Origin of the sequence: Alteromonas sp. AMM-1, assembly GCF_047290655.1 — a bacterium.
Taxonomy (GTDB): Bacteria; Pseudomonadota; Gammaproteobacteria; order Enterobacterales; family Alteromonadaceae; genus Alteromonas; species Alteromonas mangrovi.
On record NZ_JBLBUE010000029.1, the window covers coordinates 1 to 16,528 of the forward strand.

Genomic DNA, 16,528 nt, shown 5'->3' on the forward strand with positions numbered 1-16,528 from the left:
AGGCTGCGGGTAGCAAAATCCTTAAACTCCTGTGAGTTTAAGATGGTGGGTTTTACTTCACTTTCACCTACCAGTGCCTTGCTGTAGTTTTCCCGTAGCGGTTCAAACAGGCTGGCGCGTAATGAGGGAAACACCTCCCAGTACTGATTTAATGCATCGATGTCTTTATTGGGAATTCCACCTCTAAGGTGTGCCGATAAGTCGTGTAAGTCCTCAGCTTCGCTACTATCGATGTAACGGGGAATATTCAGGTTGTAGTCGTTGTCGGCAATTTCTGCTACCGGTACAAAACGGCTGTAGCGGTTAAGCTCGATGCGCTTGTTAAAGACATCCACAATTTTATGAATATCCTGACTGCGCAGGCGGTTTTTATTGCCGTCTTTCATAAAGCCTTTGCTAGCATCAACCATGAAGATGCCTTCGGCAGTACCTGCGGCTTTTAATGCCCGGGCCTGTGCGTTTTCTTTATCGATAACAATAATACAAGCCGGAATACCTGTGCCGTAAAATAGGTTGGCAGGTAAACCTATAATGCCTTTGATATACCCTTGTTTAATCAGGTTTTCGCGGATGCGCGCTTCGGCATTACCACGGAATAGCACGCCGTGCGGCAGGATAACCGCCGCTTTACCGGTACTCTTCAGGCTTTTAATAATATGCAGCAGGAAAGCGTAGTCACCGTTTTTCTCCGGTGGAATTCCCCATGTAAAGCGCTCGAACTCATCTTCATTCGGGTTTAAACCGCTGGTCCAGCTGGCGTAGGAAAATGGCGGGTTCGCAACCGCAAAATCAAAAGCTTTGAGACTACCGTTAGCCTCTTTCCAGTGTGGGCTGCCAAGAGTATTCCCTTTCCAGATTTTGGCGGTTTCGTTACCGTGCAAAATCATATTCATGCGTGCCAATGCGCTGGTCGCATTATCCATTTCCTGTCCGAAGATGGATAAGCCACGCGGGGCTTCGTCGCTGGCTTTCAGCAATAAGGAGCCGGAACCACAGGTAGGGTCATAAACGGTTGCATCCTGTGGCGTGTCATCAGTAATACCCACCACTTGGGCCAGAATACGGGAGACTTCGGAAGGTGTATAAAACTGCCCTTTAGACTTACCGGATTCGGTAGCAAAGTGGCGCATCAGGTATTCGTAGGCATCCCCCAACAAGTCATCGCCATCGGCGCGGTTGTTGGTTAGGTTTAAGCCTTCAAAGATCCCCACCAGCTTGGTGAGGCGATCGACCATTTCTTTGCCTTTGCCTAAGCGATCTTCGTCGTTGAAGTCCGCAACATCGATTACGCCTTTTAAGTCGTTAGCTTCTGCCAGTACGCCGATAATTTTGTTTATCTTCTCGCCAATTTCTTTATCGTTCTTTACTGCGAGCATGTCATCAAAGCTGGCGCCTTCCGGCACGTCAATCATGCCGTAGGGATCACCTTTGTATTTATCGGTAACGTACTTCATAAATAACATGGTGAGCACGTAGTCTTTATACTGGCTGGCATCCATTCCTCCGCGCAGCTCGTCGCAGCTGGCCCAGAGTGAGGAATAAAGTTCGTTCTTTTTAATTGCCATGGCTTGTCCTGATGTATTGCTTAGCGATTTTCTGTCGCTTTTAATTTGTTAGTCAATCACGTAACGTTTCTTGGATAAGCGGCTAACCACCTGCCCGAAAGTGATCGGATGGCGCTCGCAGAGCGCGCTTAATTCATTGCCATCAATAATGGTGACGTTAAGTTTACCGGCGATTTCACGTGTCGTTTTCGCCAATTGCGTAGCATTGGTAATAAATACCTGCTTGGTAATTTCCCGCCCCAAGTGCTGGCCATAAATTGCATTGGCATTGGATATTTCCTGTACTGCGTTATGGCCTTTGTAGGCACCTTGCTTATGTTTAGCCTGAATGAGTATGGCTTCGCTGGCGAAGGTTAACACACCGTCAGCACCAAAGTCTGAGCCGTCTTTGGTTAGCCATGCACTGTCGGCCTGATATTCACGGGAAAGTAATTCCAGCGTTAGCGCTTCGAACTGTTTCCAGCTTAAGCGAGGCATGTCTTCAAACGTAATAATGCTGTTGACACCAAGGCTGTGCTTGTCGGAGCCGGTTGGATTAGGCGTAACTTCGCCCGGCGTCACTACAGCGTCTTTAAGCATCGACTTTTGTGATAACAAGCGATGCAGGTTAACGTCGAAGGATTCAAAACTGGGGTGGTGCAATATGGGCACGTAGATATTTACATCTTTTTTCTGGCCGATACGAAATACCCTGTCGGTAGCCTGTGCTTCTTTAGCCGGATTCCAGTGCCGCTCAAAGTGAATAACGTTATTAGCTCCTACTACGGTTAAGCCCACACCGGCCGCTACCGGCGACATAATGATAACGTTAAAGCCTTCTTTAGCCTCAAAGTCTGTGATCATGGATTTACGGCTTAAGGCACCGGCTTTTTTTACTACCGCTTTGGCATCGCCGTTTATAACGTGCAGTGGCCCAAGCCCAAAATAGCTGCCCAGCGCAATACTCAGGAAACGTTGCAGGCGTTTATTTACCGCAAAGATAATACATTTTTCGTTTCTGGACTGAATATCCGTTAAGACTTCGATGGTTTTGGCCATTTTGGCAGATTCATCGAACAGGGTTTTGATTTCACGCTTTGATGTCGGCGCGTCTAAGCGGCCACCGTCTACCAAGCGCGGATGCAGCGAGCTATCACGTAAACGCATTAAGGTGGTTAGCACGTGACTGTTTTCATCTTCTAACTGCGCTTCAATCGAGCCTTCGTACACCTTTTGCTGATAGGCAGTCATAATGGCATGGAGTTTTGGTTCGTATTGCCAGTCGCTTGACTCTATCCCCACCAGCATATGCTTTTGTGGTAACCCCTCGAGGTTATCTTCTTTTACGCGGCGGAGCATAAGTGCCCCAACCTTTTCACGTAGTTGGCGCCCAAGGGTTGCCCTGACTCTGTCGATTTCATCCCCCGCTGCTTGCAGGATAGGCGTGATATAGGTTTGCCTGAACGTTTGATAAGAATCTAAATAGCCGGGACAGGCGGTATCCATTAAACACCAGAAATCGGCGAGGCTGTTTTCTACCGGCGTACCGGTAGCCAGCAATTTGAACTTAGCTTTTAAGCCCTTGGCAGCACGGGTTTGTAATGCATTGGGGTTTTTAATGTTTTGCGCTTCATCAAATACCGCTAAGCCCCAGTCAATTTGAGACAGAGAAAACTGGTAATCACGCAAGGTTTGATAGGTAGTGATCACCAAGCGCCGCGGTAAATCCAAGCGATCCGGCCCGTATTTTTCGCCGAATTTAAGGGAATAGCGAGGCTCGAATGACTCCTCATCAATATTAGACGCTTTGGTTTCAGTACTGCCATCGCGGAAGCGGTTTAGATCGCCGTCTGACTGCAAAATAACAATGTCTCTGAAGGGAGATTCATTAAAGGTTTCGGCAACTTCGTCCTTCCAGTTTTCCAATAAGCTTAGCGGGGCAACAATTAGCGTAGGACGACAAGTTTCACCCGCTTCTTCGCACAACCGGTAGTAATGCTCTGTGGCAGAAAGCGACATAAAAGTTTTACCCAGTCCCATGTCGTCTGCCAGCAATGCACCATTAACCAACTCTTTTTGGCGTGCCATTTCTTCCAGTCCGAGGATCCATTTAACGCCTACTAACTGATGCGGGAACGGTGTGCGTTTATGATTCGACCAGTCGAGTTCTTCGCTGTACAGCACATCATTGAGCGCTTCTTCTACTAGCTTAGAAGGGCTGTCTAATTCATCATCATTCGGAGCGTCGGGAGAATTCGGCTCTTTTCCGCCGTCATCGTCCGGCTGGTTGTTAATTTTGTCTTGCAGCTTGGTGAGAGTTTGCGTTACGTCGGCTTCGCTACCGATATCGTAATTTTTGCCCTCAAAGACAACTTCGGTCGCACCTGTTGCTTTAGCATCGTTAATGACTTGCTGTAGTTGCGCAAGATCTTCCTGCGTTTTAACGTCTTTGGTAACTGCACTGATTGGCAGGATTTTTCCGGCAGCATGGCTTTGGCCAAACCAATCGATTCCCGACTCGTCGGTTTCACCAAAGTACGCGTGTTTAAAACGCGTGGCACCTTTTACCCGAAGCGCAAAACCAACATCCAGATCGACAAGCGATGCATCCAGAAATGCCCCGGGGGCTTTTAAAAACTGTTGTACCTGAGATCGCGGAATGGCCCGGTGGCTAATAATTTCTTTGGCGGCTTTGGCGGTTTTCTCGTTAAAGAGAATAATTTCGTTACCTACTTTTAAGGTACGGCCATTTTCGGCTTGTAACTGCCCTAATACACGCTGAAGTTTATCGTGATCGGTCTTTTGACCCATACTTGGGGTAAGAATGAGATTACCATGAGCATCAAGCTCAGCTTCTACTGCAATCTTGTCTGGTACATGTATATCCAGCTTATCGAAGTGGCTTAGCGAAAGTATTGCACCCGCCTGTTGAGCTTGCTGTAAGCCATGCAATAGCAAAAGATTATCCGACTCACTTTTAGCTGACCCCGAATGTTCAGTAAGTGCTGTGAAAGCCTCAAACATTGCTTTAGTTAGCGTAAATTGCGTGTCACCAAAGGCGAGAATACTCCCATTTTGTTTGTAAGCTGCCGTCATACGACCAGACGGCGACTCTACATTTACAGTAACTTTGAAGGACTCACCTGAGGTAGTGCCCTTAATATCTACAGAGGCTTTACCGTTCCATCTTGTTGGTAAATTTAATAGCTGGAAAACATCCTCATCTAACGCAGCGACAACATGATGGGGCACTATAAATCCGTTAGGGATAATTTCGGCATTGCCCTCTTCGGCGAGCATTTGAAGAGCCACGAACTGCGCAGTGAGGTATTCATCTGCTCCACCGGATTTGATTTTATTAAATTGATATTCCGGGCAGTAAAAATCGACACTTTCATTGCTGATTTCAAAGTCAAACTTTGCGCTTGAGTCTTTTACGCTGAACAAGGATGAAATCCAATTTTTCATTATCCTACTCCGTACATCCGCTTATATTTTTTATAATCTTCTTCGCTAAGCACATCGGACGCTTTTATTTTTACGCCCATCACTTTGAGGGCATCTAACGAGCGACGTTGCCAACTGAAATTACTCGGTGAATGGGTAAAATGGTCGTAAGCTTCACAGCCGTATTCATACATGCTTTCGTGTAAACCCACGGTTAGTGAGCGATAACGGACTCTCTGTGCTCCAAAGTTTAAAACTGGTGCTGACTCATGTAACTTCTTGTAAAACCATATCTGGCAATTGTGACTTCCTTCTACCATATGACCACTTGTTAACTCTGCATAGATAATCGAGCGGTCGCCGTCCTCCACGATAGAATAGTCGGGAACATGTTCCGGCCGGTAATTCTGGCGAATATATCGGTCAGCTTTTTTAGAAAGATAAAGTTTAGTATGAACGATAGACCCGGCTTCATGCATCCCTTCTAAAAAGTGCTTTCGGGAAGGAAACATGCGCAACATATCATCATCACGGCTACTTTTAGAGTAATCTTCCAGTGCTTCGAGGAATAGTTTGAGATCCAGTTTGGACAACCAGCTCTGTACTTTTTTACTTTGTTGCGGGTTTAGCTGGCTCCACCATTTAATGTAACGGGGGTGATTTTTGGGTACGCGAGGATCACCAGCAATGGCTATTACGGCATTTTGCCAGCTCTCGTGCACATTTTGTATTGGTGCTCTGTCGATCAAAATGCGCAATGCCACATGCCCTATAAGATCCTCTGAATCATAACGGCTATTAGCAACAGTTTCTCTACTGATTTCTTCAAGTAACTCGTGCGGTTGATTTACCGGAATATTCTGAAGCTGTTCCACAAAATACACAGACTGCGCCCGTTTAACGAAGTCACCTGACGCATATTGATTGAGCCCCCAGTACTGCACCTGTTGTTCGAAAGTTGTTTGCCGCTTAATTGCTTGTTTAGCTAGGTAAGTTGGTCCATCAGCACAAAGTACTTTTTCCTCCACACCTTTGGCCAAGTCTTTACGCTTTCGCTCTCTACACAACCAGTCACCGATGACATCAGGATCAGAAATGGCATCAAAATCGCTCAAAAAATACTGAAAGAGTGATTCAATAAACAAATTACTGCCGTTAGGGATAACAAACGAAATATCCCTGAGGAGTTCTCGATCGATATTAATAGCGCTACGAAGCTTTTGATTTGCAGTTAAAGCAATTGATAGTGCTCGCACATCAAATCGATCATCAATTCGAAATAGGTCGAAACGGTTTCTCGATAACAGATTAAAAAGCTTTGACCAAGCCGCTTCAAACTTGGGATTGTCCGTGCCTGCCTTTTTGGCAATGGCTTTCTGCTCAGCAGTTAATGCTTCGAGCACTTTCATATTTTTACGATAAGCTTCATCACTTAAGCAGAACTTCATAAGAATCCCCAATTAAGAGCCTTTAATACCCTTTTTCGCATTCTCGAAGTCTTCAATCTTGGGCTTTTTAACCGTAAAACGGATATCAATTCGTCGATTTTTGGCTCGCTGTTCTTCTGTTTCTTCGGTTAAATCGACTCTGCGAGTATCAGCGTAGCCACTCACCGAAAAGAGAAGCTGACCATTAAAGTTCTGGAGCTCATTCAGTTTAGGCTCTACTGGGATTTCGGTTTGCCACAGCTTCCAAATCGATACCGCCCTGTCGGCAGATAAACCCCAGTTACCTTTTCCGCGATACCAAATACCAACGCTGTCGGTATGCCCTTCCACAAACACGGTATCCAAGTACTTCCAACGTTTGTTGGTGGTAATTGCTTTATGCAGCGCGATGCCAATTGCTCTGACTTCGTCCTGCGTATGTTCATCTTCTGGCAAAGTATCTTTACCTGATTCAAAAGAGAGAGTGCTTTCAGGGATTCTCAATACAGTATGATTTTCGACAATTTCTACGTGGATATTTTGTTTATCCAAGTCATTCTGTATATCGGTTAGGATGTCTTTCCGGGCCTGTTCTGCTTTCTGTAACTCTTCTATGCTTGCATCAATTTTTTCTGACTTTTGGGTAAGCTCAATAATAAGCGCTACCGCTGCCAGAATAAAAATTACTAGTAGCCCGGACATCAAATCAGAAAAGGACATCCAGTATGGATTTTCTTCATCGACCTTTGAACCACCGCGATTGAATAACCTGTCCATGTGTTACCCCAATTTAACCTGCATCTCATCAACAACGCTGGAAAGTGCTTTAATTGCATTATTCATTTGCGTTGAATAATCGGTCACGGATTGCGACCAAATTTTTAAATGATCCGCGGTTTGGCCGTTAGCTTGTGTCGCATAGTCTTCGAGCATCTGAGTCATATTGCCGCTGAGTTGTTCTACCTCGCCTTTCAGATCGCCGATGAACTCTTTTTGCGTTGCTTTAAGTTCAGAGAATGTTGTACCGGCACTTTCAATCAAGCCATTGAGCTGCGTAGTTAACTCACTGAATCGCGAGACATCATTCATTAACTCTTCACGCAGGTTTTCCATTCTTTGCGCTGTCATCTGATTTTGGTTTGCCAAATCAGCCGTGCTTTCCACCGCTGCTTTAATTGCACCAGACAACTTATTACCTGCGTCGTTAACATGAGAGCTCAATACCCGCATATTATCTGCTGAAACACGCAGTTCTGTTGAAGACTCGCGCATGGCCTGTGTAGCCTGCGCACTGGCATCGACAGATGAATTAATGCTGTTTTGTAGCGTTTGCCCTTGAGCAATTAATTGTTTAACGGTAGCAACTTGATCGGCCACTGACTTTTCTACTGACTGAAGAATTTCATTAGAAAGTGTGGAAATCGCTCGGGTTTGTTGTTCTATCTTGGCATTACGTTCAGTTTCCAGCTGCGAAGAACGTTGTTCCCTTTCATCAAATGACTTAGTGAGACCATCGAGTTGGGCCTGCACAAAGTTACTTAGCATTTCACCTTGTTTACGCGAGTTTTCTACCAACTCATTTACCTGAGATTTGATTGTGGTTACTAATTCTTCATCCCGTTTTGCCGAAGCCTCTTCACGAGATTTCATCTGAGTCGACATTTCGCCTATTTGATTCTCGACGAAGGACGTTAATTTTTGGTGAATCGCTTCTGACTGCGATGATAGTCTGTTTACCTGATTTGAAATATCAGCAATCAAAGCTTTTTCACGTTCGCCTGAATCAGCTTGTGTCTTCTGTAATTGCTCAACAAAGCGGTTCATGGTGGTTTGCATAGCATCGACAGACTGGCTAACTTTAGAGGAGACATCATCGAGTGCCTGACGCTGTTGGTTTCCTGCTTGCCCAAACCCATCCATGAAGCTTTCGAGTAAACCTTCCAGAGCTTTTTGATTACCTTCGGATGTTTCGTCTACCAATTTATTGATTGCCGGAGCCATGATTTCGGAAAGACTGTTTTCTAAGCTGGTTTGAATTCCCTGAGTTGCAGTAAGCATAGCCTCTTGCATTTTCTCACCAATTTTCTCTGCTAAACCTTGCAGAACTTCTCGCGACTCTGAACTATTTTCTGAAATTCTCTGTAGTTGCTCTTCGGGACGAATTCTGGGGAAAAGCCAATCGACACGATCTTCTATAACCCTGATTTTACGGCGTATGAGTTGTTCACAGAATTTTTCGAAAAAGTTGAAAATCACACTTAAGGCTACACCCCATACCGATGTTAAAAATGCAATTTTGGCACCGTTGACAACTCCGGCTACACCTTCCTGCATTTCATTTACATCAACACCTGCTCCCAGCTTTAAGTCAGCAAGTCCCAACTGAAGGCCCATAAACGTACCGATAACTCCAAGAGCCGTTAGGAAACCCGGCACGGCTGCAATCAAGCGGTTCTCAGTAACGCTTCGAGCCAAGGTGTAAGAATTAAAAAAGTGTCCTGCGTCAAGCGTGTTTCGAAGTTCAACCTGATCACCGTTTTGAATCTCCACGAGTGTTTCATCGAACTCCATCCATAAAAAGCCAGTACTTTTATCCTTTTGCTTGGCCTGCTGATAGAGTTCCTCTCGCTTGCTTGCAACGTCTTCACGTTCAAGCGGTTTTAACATTTTTGTTAGCCAGTTAAGCTTGGCTCCAGTCACTAAACATTTGTAAATAAAGAAAAGAGCAAACACTATGGTTACAATTAGTAACAGCGCAACGAAAAGAGTGCTTAACTCTGAACCTGTCTGAGGGTTAACGGTTAATTGAGAAAAATCTGGAATCAGCCATGAAAGCTCAATTTGCTTTTCACTTGCCATTATTTAGTCCTTTTAATAGTTGCAATACTTCAAAAAGCTATGTTGTTTTAATAATGAAAAACATCCAAACTGTATACTAAAGTATAAAACGGATCTTTCATACAGATGAGACTGTAAGTAGTTACGAGAGATCACAATTTTCAAATCGTCTCTTCAAATTTCCCTCCAGCTCTTTTGGTATGTTATGGAGGACTTTTTTCTTTTCATACATATCATACTCTGAACCTTTTAAATCGCGGTGAATATGTACTATCCCATTGTGATCTAGGCTTATTAAGTCGAGATCAAAAAGCGTATGTATGTCGGCTCGAAGTAATAAGCCGTTATTCACTGAATAATTAGTTTCTTCTGAATGTGAAATAATGTGCGCAGCCTCAAGGATTGCTTCAACCTTGCAACCAGTGACACAGCATCGAGAATTAAATGCAGTCAACAAATCCTTCCTAAAAGCAGGTTGGCCACGTCTGGTTTTAATCTCTCTTAAAACTATTTTATCTTCTGCATTTCTTTCCTTTCCGGTTTCAGACTTGTTTGTATTTGGGTCTTTGGCGACCTTGGTATGCAACTTATCTAATTGTCCGTAAAAGTAGGAAACTAAATAACCACTTTTATCGATACGCTTCTCATCACTAGCTTTTTCCTCGGCAAGAATCGCACACCTAACACTTGCGCTCGGGTAATCTTTTACAAACTTTCCAGTCTTCAGATATTCGATAAACTGTTTTTCTGCCATCCCCTTATAGTTATCAGAACTACCGGTCAGCGAAACATCCAGAGTCTCTTCTTCTGAGCCTTTTTTGACAACAAATACTGGGTATACAGTCCTATATCCATTTTTTTCAATTGTAGAAATAGACCTTAGATGACGTAATTCAGTTTGCTTTGCCATTATTATTATCCTTTGTGAGCAACACATTTTAAAAACAAGTTTATTCTTTGAATATCCTCAATTTTATTCGGAGACCCATCTAGAAATTTATCACTGTACACAACAATCGCCAATGCCTTAGCTCGTGAAATTGCTACATTTAGTCGATTGATATTTAACAAAAAATCGACACCTCTTGGCGATTCCAGAGTTTAACTGCCAGTCATGGAAACTATACCAACAGAGTACCCAGCCATTGAGCTGAACATCAATATCTACTTTCGCTGAAAAAAATCATGTGAAACTCAGTTGTTCGTTGTCAGCTTTGCCCAAGTTACAATCCTCACAGAGAACCTGTAGATTGGCTATGTCGAGCGCCAAATGCGGATATTTTGAACGTGGTTTAATGTGATCTACATGTAGAACGGTTCCATGCTCAGTACCTGAGCCACAATAACTACAGGAACCGCCGGACTCACTTAATACTCTTAGCCGTAAAGCACGCCATGCCCTTGTTTGGTAAAAATTCGTTTCGGATTTTGTATTCACTGGCAACTGACATCGTGATTCAATAACCTTAGGTTCAGTATTAAAGCGATACATGATTGCCCGACCGTCGTTTGTTTCAAACCATTTACGCATACTTGTTATTGCTCTGGTATAGCTTTTATAGGTTTTGCGAGTCATTCTACCGGCTAATTCATAAGTCACTTCCACGCTCATTGTTCATCCTCCGATGCTAATAGAAGCGAATCAGCAATATCAGATTTTGCCAAAATATTTTCAGGAATATCGCTTTTAACCCTAACCCCCAGCTCTTTAAACTGTTCAGCTTGGCGAACTAAATTACCATTGCCAGTCCTTAAGGTTTTCATAGCATCATCAAACGTTATCTGTGCTGTATTTAACTGCCCTCCAAGCTTATCCATTTTCACTAAAAAGCCGCGCAGCTTGTCGTAAACAAGTCCGGCTCTCTCTGCGAGTTCAGCCGCTTTTTTATTTTGACGTTCAATAGTCCAGATACTCGACACGGTTTTTAACGTTGCCAGTAGCGTCGTAGGAGTAACAATAACGATATGCTTAGCAAAGGCCTCTTCAAACATCGTGAAGTCAGCCTGTAAAGCTACATTAAATGCAGGCTCAACTGGAACGAACATGAACACAAAGTCTGGCGATTGTAACCCCGTCAGTGACGGATAATCTTTCTCGTTAAGAGATTTTATATGCTGCTTCATTGCGCCAACATGTAACTTCAGCGCTCGCTCTTGTTCTTCAATAGAATCTGCTTGGCAATATTCTAGGAATGCATTAAGTGACACTTTAGAGTCAATAATTAGGTGCTTACCTTCTGGTAACTTTACAATGAAGTCCGGACGCTGATTTTTGCCCTCGTCTGTTTTGAAGTTGGCTTCTCGCTCGAATTCTTGACCTTTAATTAATCCACTAGATTCTAAAATTCGTTCCAGCTGTATTTCCCCCCAGTTGCCCTGAAGTTTCTTCTCGCCTTTCAGCGCTTTTGTCAGGTTATCAGCTTCATCGGTGATCTGTTGATTTAGCTTTCTGAGTTGCTTCAACTCTTCGCCCAACTTACTACGGTGGATTAAATCCTCTTTCTGGCTCTCCTCTACCTTGCGTTTAAATTCTCCGATTTCTGACTTAAATGGGGAAAGAATTTTTTCCAGAGACTCCTGATGTTGTGAACGAAAATCCTTGCCTTTCTGTTCGAGAACATCGCTCGCTAACGCTTTAAACTCTTGGGCCATTATAGTCTTAGCATCTTTCAAATCCTGAACAACCTGAGCATTGTGTTCGGCTTGCTTTTCAAGTTGCGTGCTTAACTGCGATACTTTCTGCTCTTTTTCTCGAAGTTCGGCAAGAAGAGTATCAATACGCTTATCCTTCATTTGCACTACAGTTTTAAGCTCTTGATTAGCGACCTCCAAAGATAACTTTGCTTCATGAGTTCTGGCCAATTCTTGTAATGATTCGGCTTGATGCTCAAGTTTCGACTTGGCATTGCCAAGCTCATCTTTGAGATTAACGAGGGATTTTTCAGACCCTTTTTGCTCGGAGGTTAAAGATGCAATTGTTAATTTTGCTTCAGCTAACTCTTCTCTGACTTCAAGTAACTGCTTAGCCTGCTGCTCTAGAGCGGCGACCTTGTTTTCCGAGTGCTCCAAGGCTACTTTTGATGCGTCCAATGAGGACTGCAATGATTGTATTTCTAAAGTATGACTAGAGTTCAATGAGTTTAACTTTATTGTTAGACCAACAATCGTCACAACAAATAAAACAGCCAACAAAATTGACGTAATAAAGTAAATATCCATGCTAATAATTCTCCTTAATGCTTATGAGCAGCAGTAATCACTGTTTCGTCGTCAGAAATAACAACGAAAATATTCTTTTGTACTTGCATAAACAGTGACTTTAATCGTTTGCTTAAAGAACGTTGGGTTTTCTTATCTAGCTGTAGCACGTAGGAGTTACCTTTCTGGCAGATCTCCATACCTAATGCTTCTAACACCAAAATAAGATCCGGTGTTATTCCCCGTTGCTGACAACGTTTATTTGCGTGATGAGATAGCGTCATGAGTCATTCCTCTTCGTTTACGAATTAGACTATATGTCGCCACTTGCGACAGTTAAACAACTGTAAACATACACATGTCGCCTAATCAGGCAGGATATGGTGTTTAAAATATTCGACTTTATATCCACAACAACATTTAAAGTATAAATTCAATTAGTTACACAAACACCAATTTATTACACTGTCGCATAAATATACACATCAATAAGTATTTTTTTGTCATCAAAGATAATTTGTGTTTTCATTTGGTAAGAATATATCGTCAAAAGAGACAGGTAATTTATGAAGTGGCCGTACAGATACGATCTACTACAACGCTATCGTTTGATTGAAATCGTTGCTATTTGGGAGGGAAAGCTAAACGCCGGTCACTTGATCGAGCACTTCGGTATTGGTCGACAACAAGCATCCAAAGACATTAATAATTACCTCAACGAAATCGCTCCGGGGAACCTTGAATACAATAGTTCGTTAAAAGGCTATGAACCCTCATCCGATTTCAAACCTGTTGTAACTTCTGGTGTTGTTGATGAATATTTACAGCTTGTTCAGAGAAACTCTGATTTAACATCTACTTTCGAAAACCTTGTACTTGGCTTCAATCATACAACCAGAGTCCCTTTACCCAGTTTTCAGATTAAACCTGAAGTACTAAGACCAATAGTTAAAGCCTGCCGTTTGGGAGAAAGGCTTGAGGTAGACTATCGTTCTGTTAATGCTCCAAATAAAGACGGAAGGATCATCGCCCCGCATTCGATTGTGCATTCAGGTATGCGCTGGCATGTTCGTGCTTATTGTGAGAAAAATCAGGAATTCCGAGATTTTGTCCTGACACGTTTTTTTGACATCCCGGAATCAGCGGGCAAAGCAACAATATCCCCTGAGAATGATGATTCGTGGCATACAAAGGTAAATGTATGCTTTAAGCCAGATCCTCGATTATCACTCGCGCAACAGGAAGTTGTTGCAAATGACTATGGTATGAAAGATGGCATTCTTGTCATAACCGTGCGAGCAGCTTTAGTCCACTATTTGCTCCAGATGATGAAAATAGATCCGAATATTTTGCATGGGAAACCCACGGCTCAACAGATTGTAATCGATAATTTGGAGGCAATTGAGAAGTGGTTGTTTAAATAATCCATTGTAAACATTCCCTTTAAAAATAACGCTACATTTTAAACAGAAGTAATTCAAACGTAGATTAGGTTCAGTAACCCCTCTGTGAAACATAAACAAACACCGCAGATTTACTTAGTATAGCTCTGAATTGACTGGAACATTAAGACGTGTAAATTACGGCAAGTACACATGGTGAGTACACATTTTCATATTGTTGGCATGGGATATCGCTGAAAGCGTGGAAGAGATTGGTCGGTGTGAGAGGATTCGAACCTCCGACCCCTGACACCCCATGACAGTGCGCTACCAGGCTGCGCTACACACCGACCGAAAGAGTCGACAAGTGTACTTATTTTTAGTCCGATTGCAACGCAAAAATCTGGCTAATGAATTGATTGTTGGATAAATGTGCAACCAAGCCAGCTTTTGTTAGTTTGGAATGAAAGACGGCCGGGAAATCCGGCCGTCTGAAGGTTTTAAAAGTAAGTATGTGCAGCAGCAAACAAGTTCTTTTAACGTTTAGAACAGATTGTGAGCCCGGATCCCCCGCCGCAATGGGGACGAATCGGCGAAAGAGTCCAGGCCCACGAACACGTATCTGCGTGCTACAGCGCTTTAAATCGCACTGCGGCTCCCCCCGCTGCCGACAAGAACAACTTGAGGCTGTCAGCACTGGTGACGTTTTGTTTCACAATGTCTATTTCATACGGGTTAGTCTGCCAGTCAGTTTTTTTCGTATCTCTGTAAATTTGCGCTTCAAAAGTCTTACCGGGTTCCAGGAAGTCCAGCTTCACATTTACCGTACGCGCGTCTTCGTTAGTAATGGCACCTAAATACCAGTCATTACCTGAATAATGGCGGTGTTGTTTTTCTTTACGCGCAATCACCACAAAATCCCCTACCTCACCTTGTAACGCAACGCTCTTTTCCCAGTCGGTGGGAACGTCTTTAATAAACTGGAATGGCGCGGGTTTAGCCTCGTAGTTTTCTGGCAGATCTGCCGCCATTTGAATAGGGCTGTAAATTACTACGTACTCGGCTAATTGCTTGGCAATTGTAGTATGTGGCCGCATGTATTTTGTGCGTCCGTGCTCTTCTGTACCGCCCTGAATAGGTGGATAGTCCAGGTCAAAAATCCCTGGCGTAAAGTCCATCGGGCCAGACAACATACGGGTAAACGCCAGCATTGGCACGTGCTCTGCCGGATTGGGTGATTGCCAGCCAGAGTTATATTCTTGCCCTCTGGCACTTTCACGGGCGATCCAGTTTGGATACGTGCGGCGCAATCCGGTGTCTTTTACCGACTCATGGGTATTAATGCTGATCTTGTACTTCGCCGCTGTACTTACATTGTGTACAAAGTGATTCACTACCGGTTGGCTATCGGTATATTCAAAGCGTTTTATGCCTTGTTCGTCGGTACGCTTTAAGGTTTGGCCGTGCGCCACATAACCGGTTTTGATTTGCTCAACACCTAAGCTTTCATAAAGAGCAAATCCATCTTCCATTTGGTTTTCGTAATTCGTGATACCGCCCGATGTTTCATGGTGACCAATTAACTTCACGCCTTTGCTTTTGCCATAGTCAGTGATTTTCTTTATGTCGAAGTCGGGGTAACTTTCAGTAAAGGAAAACAACTCAGAGTTTTGGATCCAGTCGCCATCCCAGCCCACGTTCCAGCCTTCCACCAGCACACCGTCGAAACCATGCTTTGCTGCAAAGTCCATGTACATCATGGTGTTTTCAGTGGTAGCCCCGTGCTTTTCACCTGAGCCCCAGGTATATTTCTGGATATGCATGCCCCACCAAATACCAATGTATTTGCCCGGTGTGATCCAATCTACTTCTCCTAATTTGTTTGGCTCATTTAGATTAAGCGTTAGATAAGAATTGATAAGACCTGCAGCATTAGGTGCAATTTGCACAGTACGCCAGGGAGTAGTGAAACTGCCTTGCTTACGCACTTTTGCACCGTCGGCTCGCGGAGCTAAATCGGCTTCAAAGCGGCCCAGATTCATGCGATTCAGGCTCATACCTGCATAATCCACTAGCGCGGCTTCGTGAATAGCCATATGTACGCCGTTGGCCAATTTGATGGTCATGGGTGTGCTGGCTTTATCCACGTCTTGCAAGCGGGTTTCGCGATACAGGTATTCTTGTCGCTCGTAGCCCTGCCCGGGGATCCAATAGGCTGTAGAGGTATGTGAATCAACAATGGAGAACTCGGTCATTTCACGAGTAATAGTGCGCGGGCCATCTGCATCTACGTGGTAGCGAAAGCCAATACCATCGTCAAATACACGAACCTGAACGTTAAAAGCGTTGTCTGCATCGCCTTTCTCACTGAATTTCACCACTAACTCGTTATAGTGATTGTTAATTAATCGCTGTTCACCCCAGGGCTGCTCCCAGGTTTCATTGGCGCTATCGCGGCTCACTTCCTTCAACAAAAGCTGTTTGTATATGGGTTTTGCTTCCGCGAAGGTGAACCCTAGCCTGCCAGGACGCATAAGTTCATCACCGTTATAGGTAACGGTATATTGAGCGAAGCCACTGTCATCCGAAAAGGTAAACTGAATCGATTTATCGGGCGATGACACAGACAACTCCGCCGCAGCCAGTACCGGGCTTAACAGACAGCTCATAAGCAATAGTGCGCGCATAGGTT

At 43.9% G+C, this 16,528-nt stretch carries 11 protein-coding genes and 1 tRNA gene; 1 reads left to right on the forward strand and 11 read right to left on the reverse strand.

The window, feature by feature from the left end; genetic code table 11:
• The 9 genes from ACLR2L_RS07715 to ACLR2L_RS07755 form a co-directional block, all read right to left on the reverse strand.
• On the reverse strand, positions 1-1,565 hold a 1,565-nt coding region (locus tag ACLR2L_RS07715), incomplete at its 3' end, for a type I restriction-modification system subunit M (RefSeq protein WP_413367116.1).
• 48 nt (positions 1,566-1,613) lie between these two features.
• The gene (locus ACLR2L_RS07720) at positions 1,614-5,012 is read right to left on the reverse strand and encodes an SNF2-related protein (RefSeq protein WP_413367120.1); all 3,399 of its coding nucleotides are present in this window, start codon (positions 5,010-5,012) and stop codon (positions 1,614-1,616) included.
• Positions 5,012-6,439: an EH signature domain-containing protein gene (locus tag ACLR2L_RS07725; protein WP_413367123.1), complete on the reverse strand. Its 1,428-nt coding sequence runs from the start codon at positions 6,437-6,439 to the stop codon at positions 5,012-5,014. Before ACLR2L_RS07725 ends, ACLR2L_RS07720 begins: the two co-directional genes overlap by 1 nt.
• 12 nt (positions 6,440-6,451) lie before the next feature.
• A complete protein-coding gene (locus tag ACLR2L_RS07730; RefSeq protein WP_413367126.1) occupies positions 6,452-7,195 on the reverse strand; it encodes a flagellar motor protein MotB in 744 nt (247 codons plus the stop codon).
• 3 nt (positions 7,196-7,198) lie between these two features.
• Positions 7,199-9,277, reverse strand: a complete 2,079-nt coding sequence (gene zorA, locus ACLR2L_RS07735; RefSeq protein WP_413367129.1) for an anti-phage ZorAB system protein ZorA — start codon at positions 9,275-9,277, stop codon at positions 7,199-7,201.
• A gap of 121 nt (positions 9,278-9,398) precedes the next feature.
• On the reverse strand, positions 9,399-10,166 hold the full coding sequence (locus ACLR2L_RS07740; RefSeq protein ID WP_413367132.1) for an HNH endonuclease: 768 nt from the start codon (positions 10,164-10,166) through the stop codon (positions 9,399-9,401).
• Positions 10,167-10,439: 273 nt separating this feature from the next.
• On the reverse strand, positions 10,440-10,868 hold the full coding sequence (locus tag ACLR2L_RS07745) for an HNH endonuclease (RefSeq protein WP_413367135.1): 429 nt from the start codon (positions 10,866-10,868) through the stop codon (positions 10,440-10,442).
• Entirely contained in the window at positions 10,865-12,475 is a 1,611-nt protein-coding gene (gene rmuC / locus ACLR2L_RS07750) for a DNA recombination protein RmuC (RefSeq protein WP_413367138.1), read from the reverse strand. The genes ACLR2L_RS07745 and rmuC overlap by 4 nt, the downstream gene beginning before the upstream one ends.
• A gap of 14 nt (positions 12,476-12,489) precedes the next feature.
• Positions 12,490-12,738 (reverse strand): hypothetical protein, encoded by a 249-nt coding sequence (locus ACLR2L_RS07755; protein WP_413367141.1) that lies wholly within the window; start codon positions 12,736-12,738, stop codon positions 12,490-12,492.
• 282 nt (positions 12,739-13,020) lie between these two features.
• Here ACLR2L_RS07755 and ACLR2L_RS07760 point away from each other — a divergent pair, with 282 nt between their 5' ends.
• A complete protein-coding gene (locus ACLR2L_RS07760) occupies positions 13,021-13,878 on the forward strand; it encodes a helix-turn-helix transcriptional regulator (RefSeq protein ID WP_413367144.1) in 858 nt (285 codons plus the stop codon).
• Between the two features lie 231 nt (positions 13,879-14,109).
• On the opposite strand, the gene ACLR2L_RS07765 is transcribed toward ACLR2L_RS07760, so the two are convergent.
• Both ACLR2L_RS07765 and ACLR2L_RS07770 read right to left on the reverse strand, forming a co-directional pair.
• Positions 14,110-14,186, reverse strand: a tRNA-Pro gene (locus tag ACLR2L_RS07765).
• A gap of 279 nt (positions 14,187-14,465) precedes the next feature.
• Positions 14,466-16,523, reverse strand: a complete 2,058-nt coding sequence (locus ACLR2L_RS07770; protein ID WP_413367147.1) for a glycoside hydrolase family 97 protein — start codon at positions 16,521-16,523, stop codon at positions 14,466-14,468.
• Positions 16,524-16,528 lie beyond the last annotated feature (5 nt).

What these genes read in the sequence shown, in the direction of transcription:
- ACLR2L_RS07720 (WP_413367120.1), bottom strand. Translation starts at nt 5,012, where the DNA reads ATGAAAAATTGGATTTCATCCTTGTTCAGCGTAAAAGACTCAAGCGCA.
- ACLR2L_RS07725 (WP_413367123.1), bottom strand. Translation starts at nt 6,439, where the DNA reads ATGAAGTTCTGCTTAAGTGATGAAGCTTATCGTAAAAATATGAAAGTG.
- ACLR2L_RS07730 (WP_413367126.1), bottom strand. Translation starts at nt 7,195, where the DNA reads ATGGACAGGTTATTCAATCGCGGTGGTTCAAAGGTCGATGAAGAAAAT.
- zorA (WP_413367129.1), bottom strand. Translation starts at nt 9,277, where the DNA reads ATGGCAAGTGAAAAGCAAATTGAGCTTTCATGGCTGATTCCAGATTTT.
- ACLR2L_RS07740 (WP_413367132.1), bottom strand. Translation starts at nt 10,166, where the DNA reads ATGGCAAAGCAAACTGAATTACGTCATCTAAGGTCTATTTCTACAATT.
- ACLR2L_RS07745 (WP_413367135.1), bottom strand. Translation starts at nt 10,868, where the DNA reads ATGAGCGTGGAAGTGACTTATGAATTAGCCGGTAGAATGACTCGCAAA.
- rmuC (WP_413367138.1), bottom strand. Translation starts at nt 12,475, where the DNA reads ATGGATATTTACTTTATTACGTCAATTTTGTTGGCTGTTTTATTTGTT.
- ACLR2L_RS07755 (WP_413367141.1), bottom strand. Translation starts at nt 12,738, where the DNA reads ATGACGCTATCTCATCACGCAAATAAACGTTGTCAGCAACGGGGAATA.
- ACLR2L_RS07760 (WP_413367144.1), top strand. Translation starts at nt 13,021, where the DNA reads ATGAAGTGGCCGTACAGATACGATCTACTACAACGCTATCGTTTGATT.
- ACLR2L_RS07770 (WP_413367147.1), bottom strand. Translation starts at nt 16,523, where the DNA reads ATGCGCGCACTATTGCTTATGAGCTGTCTGTTAAGCCCGGTACTGGCT.